A 941-nucleotide genomic window follows, 5' to 3' on the forward strand; every position below is an offset into this window, starting at 1 on the left:
CGCCAACTCAAGCCCGTTGCAAAAGCGATGGGGAAAAGTGAAGCGTCCATCAGTAAATACCTTGCCCGATTCCGACTTCAGCTTAACGATGAGCTGTTTATCCGACATCCTCACCACATGGAGCCGACGGACTATTTAAAGCGTCAACTGCCCAAAATTGCCGACGCGTTGGAAAAGCTTGAAACCTGCTTAATCAGTGGTGAGTTTGAGCCAGAAAACTACGAAAAAGACATCACAGTCTGTTTACCGCAAACCGCTCAATACTCATTTGGTCACTTGCTCGCAATGGATTTGATGGAGCTGTTCCCTAAAGCACACATTTCAGTGGCCACCATTACTGAGTACACGGTTGAAGAGATCATCTTAGGCAAGGTGGATGCGCAGCTTCATTACTTTAACGATGACTTACCGAAATCTGTCCATCAGAAATTCATTGGTTATGCACCCGCAGTGGTTGTGGTTCCGGAAGAGTTGGGGATTACAACTCTTGAAGAAGCTGCACAATTACCATTCATCATGTTAGAAATCATCGGCTGGAAAGAGAAAGAGCAGCTTGCCAAGCGCGCAATGGAGAGTCACGGTATGGTGATTAACCGAATTGCAGCGTTAGATAATGTCAGCAGCGTGTTGAAGCTAATTAAGAAAAAGAGTGCGGCAACGGTGTTGCTTGAGTATCAAGCGCCAATAGAAGGGTACAACTTTATACGAGTACCGGAATCTTACTACCCGAATGGTTGGCCCAAGATTGTGGTGCAAATGAAGCAAAGTCACCGGCATGATGCAATGCACCAGCTGTTAACTGGCGCTATTGCAAAATACATGAGTGCTTAATTCTCAGTGCTTAGCGGCAAAACTGAATGTTTTCTGACTGAGGGATAGTATGCAGCAGCTCAATCAATGAGTCTGCGTGGTACTTCTTCAAGATACGTGTTTTGTAGGTA

At 45.6% G+C, this 941-nt stretch carries 1 protein-coding gene and 1 pseudogene; one reads left to right on the top strand and one right to left on the bottom strand.

The features are described 5' to 3' along the window. A partial coding sequence (locus R7R78_RS24790; RefSeq protein WP_225474456.1) for a LysR family transcriptional regulator occupies nt 1-831 on the top strand: 831 nt, incomplete at its 5' end. Between the two features lie 10 nt (nt 832-841). Here R7R78_RS24790 and R7R78_RS24795 read toward each other — a convergent pair. Next, nucleotides 842-941 (bottom strand): annotated as a pseudogene (locus R7R78_RS24795) (DNA-binding response regulator); the annotation flags it as partial.

This window comes from Vibrio sp. 2134-1 (assembly GCF_033339495.1).